The organism is Pseudomonas sp. PICF6 (assembly GCF_009831705.1).
GTDB classification, from domain to species: domain Bacteria; phylum Pseudomonadota; class Gammaproteobacteria; order Pseudomonadales; family Pseudomonadaceae; genus Aquipseudomonas; species Aquipseudomonas rhizophila.
The window spans coordinates 356,784-360,447 of sequence record NZ_WUUD01000032.1; the positions used below are offsets into that span (position 1 = coordinate 356,784).

The window sequence follows — 3,664 nt, forward strand, 5'->3', positions numbered from 1 at the left end:
GAATCATCTCGAGGACGAGGCACGCCATAGTCGCTATTTCAGCGAGGTGTTCCAGTATCTGTGGTCCGCCCTGGCCCCTGACCAGCGTGCTCTGGCCGCAAAGCTGCTGCTGGACATCATCGGCCTTTACTTCGAGCCCGACGTCCCTTGGTTAATGCGCAGCCTCGCCAGCGTCGGCTTTGACGAACAGGACGCGTTGAAGATCGTTGCAAACATCCTGCAACCGGACGCTCACGCCCAGCGAGTTCGCTCGGGGGCAGTCTCGACCTTCACAGCCATGCAGCAGGCAGGTTTCTTCGAAGACGGCCCCAATCGGCAGAGGTTCTTCCAGGCGGGGTTTATCGATGGCTGACACTCATGATCTCGCCACACGCAAAGCGGCCACTGTCGGCTTATTGTTGATGCTGACCTTGCTCGGCGTATTCCCCATCGATGTCGTGCTGCCTTCGTTTCCGGCGCTGTCCGAACACTTTGAGCGTCCATCGCCCGATATCGCCCTGTCTGTCAGCCTGTTCGCAGTGGGGATCGCAGTGTCCCAACTGCTGGTCGGCCCGCTTTCCGACGCCATGGGACGAAAGAACCTGCTGCTGATCGGGATCATCGTCTCGGCCGTTGGCGCGACCGGGTGCGTCGTTGCCAATGACTACTGGTCCTTCCTGCTTTTCCGGGTCATCCAAGCCGTGGGATGCGGTTGTTTCGTGCTCTCTCAGGCACTGATCCAGGACCTGTTTACAGGTCAGGAGCAGCAGCGATTACGGATTTTCCTGGTCACCTGCGGCGGCATTTTCATTTCCGTTTCGCCCTTGGCCGGCACCGGACTGCAAAGCTGGATGGGCTGGCGCGGCAGCTTCCTGGTATTCATTGCCCTGGCTGTCAGTGTGTTCTTGAGCGCCAGTCTTCTACTCAAGCCTTTGCCAGCGGATAGCCAACCCAGGCGCCCGGACTTCATTGCGTCCTACCGGACGGTATGCAGTGACTTCAACTTCATGGCCTACTGGCTGACGTCAGCATTGGCTTTTTCCTGCCATTTCTCGTTCATCGTCATCTCACCGCTGGTTTTCATTGACCAGCTGCAACTGTCGCCGCAGGCATTTTCGCTGACGTTGCTGGGCTACGGGCTGGCCTATATCGGCGGTGGAGCGGTCGCGACCGTGCTGAGCAATCGGATCGACCCACAGACGCAAATCCTCACGGGGCTGTGCCTGATCCTGACGGCGGGAGTGTTGATGCTTGGGCTCTCCAGCCATCTGGGCTTGTCGGTCACCACGCTGCTACTGCCCATGATCGTGTGCACCGCCGGAACGACCATTGCTCGTGCGGCGGCCCACACCCGGGCAATGAATATCTTCCCCGAGCAAGCCGGTACATCGGCCTCGGCGGGCAGCGTGCTGATCTTCATTGTCGGCGGTTTGACCAGCGCTGCGCTCAGCCTCACTCCGCTGGACCTGCAAACCACCCTGGCTCTATGCCTGATGTTGCTCAGCCTCCTGGGGCTGGCACTCAATGGCCTGCTCCGGCATCGTCACAGGACGCTGTTGACGGGTTGAACATCGCCGGTCGTCATCCCGAGCGCGACATTGGCACCCGATCAGCGCTTTGCGTCATTTCATCCTGACGCCAGGGGTGTAGAATCGCGACATTCATCGCCATTCATCCCCGGCGGGTTTATGAGCTCATGCTGAGGCGCGCAGCGATCCTGCAAAGTCATCGGCCACTTCCGGACACACGGCCAAACCCGGGTGTTCCAGACGTCAACAGAAGCTCACTTCCCATTGATACCTGATACGTACCTGATTTGCCGCCCGGAGTGCTCCATGCCTGATTACCGCTCGAAAACATCCACCCATGGCCGCAACATGGCCGGCGCCCGTGCATTGTGGCGCGCCACGGGGATGAAGGATGACGACTTCAAGAAGCCGATCATCGCCATTGCCAACTCCTTCACCCAGTTCGTGCCAGGCCATGTTCACCTCAAGGACCTGGGTCAACTGGTTGCCCGGGAAATCGAACGCGCGGGTGGCGTAGCCAAAGAGTTCAACACCATTGCCGTGGATGACGGTATCGCCATGGGCCACGACGGCATGCTTTATTCGCTGCCCAGTCGCGAGATCATCGCCGACTCCGTCGAATACATGGTCAATGCCCATTGCGCCGACGCCATCGTGTGCATTTCCAACTGCGACAAGATCACCCCCGGCATGCTCATGGCGGCCTTGCGCCTGAACATCCCGGTGATCTTCGTTTCCGGCGGCCCGATGGAAGCCGGCAAGACCAAGCTCGCCAGCCATGGCCTTGATCTGGTCGACGCCATGGTGATCGCCGCCGACTCCAGCGCTTCCGATGAAAAGGTCGCGGAGTATGAGCGCAGCGCCTGTCCGACCTGCGGTTCGTGCTCCGGCATGTTCACCGCCAACTCGATGAACTGCCTGACCGAAGCCCTTGGCCTGGCCCTGCCGGGCAACGGTTCGACCCTCGCCACCCACAGCGATCGCGAACAGCTGTTCCTGCAGGCCGGCCGGACCATCGTCGAGCTGTGCAAGCGTTACTACGGCGAGGATGACGAGTCGGTACTGCCGCGCAACATCGCCAACTTCAAGGCGTTCGAAAACGCCATGACCCTGGACATCGCCATGGGCGGCTCCACCAACACCATCCTGCATTTGCTGGCCGCCGCCCAGGAAGCCGAGATCGATTTCGACCTGCGCGACATCGACCGTCTGTCCCGTCACGTGCCGCAGCTGTGCAAGGTCGCGCCGAACATCCAGAAGTACCACATGGAAGACGTGCACCGCGCTGGCGGGATCTTCAGCATCCTCGGCTCCCTGGCCCGTGGTGGCCTGTTGCACACCGACCTGCCGACCGTACACAGCAAAACCATGGCCGAGGCCATCGCCAAGTGGGACATCACCCAGACCACCGACGAAGCCGTGCATCATTTCTTCAAGGCCGGCCCGGCAGGTATTCCAACGCAAACGGCGTTCAGCCAATCGACTCGTTGGGAAACCCTGGACGATGACCGTGAAAACGGCTGCATCCGCAGCGTCGAGCACGCGTACTCCAAAGAAGGTGGCCTGGCTGTGCTGTACGGCAACATCGCTCTGGATGGCTGCGTGGTGAAAACCGCCGGCGTCGACGAATCAATCCATGTGTTCGAAGGCAACGCCAAGATTTTCGAAAGCCAGGATAGCGCCGTGCGCGGGATCCTCGCCGACGAAGTGAAGGCCGGCGATATCGTGATCATCCGCTACGAAGGGCCAAAAGGTGGTCCGGGCATGCAGGAAATGCTTTACCCCACGTCCTACCTGAAGTCCAAAGGACTGGGCAAAGACTGCGCACTGCTGACCGATGGCCGTTTCTCCGGCGGCACCTCGGGCCTGTCCATCGGCCACGCTTCACCGGAAGCCGCTGCTGGCGGTGCCATCGGCCTGGTGCGCGACGGCGACAAAGTCCTGATCGACATTCCGAACCGCTCGATCAACCTGCTGATCAGCGATGAAGAACTGGCCGGACGCCGTGTCGAACAGGACAACAAAGGCTGGAAGCCGGTGGAAGTGCGTCCGCGCAAAGTCACCACCGCCCTCAAGGCCTATGCCCTGCTCGCCACCAGCGCCGACAAGGGCGCGGTGCGTAACAAGGCGATGCTCGACGGGTTGTAAGCGTCCAT

General features: G+C 60.7%; 2 protein-coding genes and 1 pseudogene. All 3 read left to right on the forward strand.

Annotated elements, in window-relative coordinates; genetic code table 11:
- Positions 1-352, forward strand: a pseudogene (locus GSM73_RS27785) (diiron oxygenase); the annotation flags it as partial.
- Positions 345-1,547, forward strand: a complete 1,203-nt coding sequence (locus GSM73_RS22195; RefSeq protein WP_160893840.1) for an MFS transporter — start codon at positions 345-347, stop codon at positions 1,545-1,547. The pseudogene GSM73_RS27785 and the gene GSM73_RS22195, both read left to right, overlap by 8 nt.
- A 267-nt stretch (positions 1,548-1,814) precedes the next feature.
- Positions 1,815-3,656 (forward strand): dihydroxy-acid dehydratase, encoded by a 1,842-nt coding sequence (ilvD, locus tag GSM73_RS22200; RefSeq protein ID WP_047226039.1) that lies wholly within the window; start codon positions 1,815-1,817, stop codon positions 3,654-3,656.
- Positions 3,657-3,664 lie beyond the last annotated feature (8 nt).

Excerpts from the sequence above, each read along its gene's own strand:
- GSM73_RS22195 (WP_160893840.1), top strand. The coding sequence starts at position 345 with ATGGCTGACACTCATGATCTCGCCACACGCAAAGCGGCCACTGTCGGC.
- ilvD (WP_047226039.1), top strand. The coding sequence starts at position 1,815 with ATGCCTGATTACCGCTCGAAAACATCCACCCATGGCCGCAACATGGCC.